Genomic DNA, 488 nt, shown 5'->3' on the forward strand with positions numbered 1-488 from the left:
TTGTTAATGATAGCGGGTGCTAATCCGGGATCGTTTTCGATAATGAAACTATTGCTAGAACGAGGAGCAAATCCCAATGAACGTAATTCAAAAGGTAATAGCGTTTTAATGTTTACGGTAGGTAATATACATGAAAGTGAATCGGAGAAGATTAAAAAAATTGAGTTACTGGCACGTTACGACGTAGACCCTACCTATAGAGTGGACGGCCATACCGCTTTAAATTGCTTACTTTTAGCGGGGAGTCAAGAGCATAAGCTTCATAAAGGGTTAGCAGTACTAGAGATGAGATATTCAAAAGCTCGAAGTGCTTCTCAAAAACAATCAATAAATTAATAACCGTAAATACAAGGAGTAAAAATGCAGTATCGCACATTATCAACATCAACAATTAAAGAAGTAAAAACTATGCAAAAAAATTCTTATAGCAAAACTCGCAAAATTTTTAAAACAGCTCTGTATCTTGCTCCGATTCTACTTTGTAACAT

1 protein-coding gene is annotated in these 488 nt (G+C 35.2%); it reads left to right on the forward strand.

What is annotated here, in order from left to right:
* Window positions 1-336, forward strand: a 336-nt coding sequence (locus tag Trichorick_RS09240; RefSeq protein ID WP_323739358.1) for an ankyrin repeat domain-containing protein, incomplete at its 5' end; no start/stop codon positions are given.
* Window positions 337-488 lie beyond the last annotated feature (152 nt).

Origin of the sequence: Candidatus Trichorickettsia mobilis, assembly GCF_034366785.1 — a bacterium.
Taxonomy (GTDB): domain Bacteria; phylum Pseudomonadota; class Alphaproteobacteria; order Rickettsiales; family Rickettsiaceae; genus Trichorickettsia; species Trichorickettsia mobilis_A.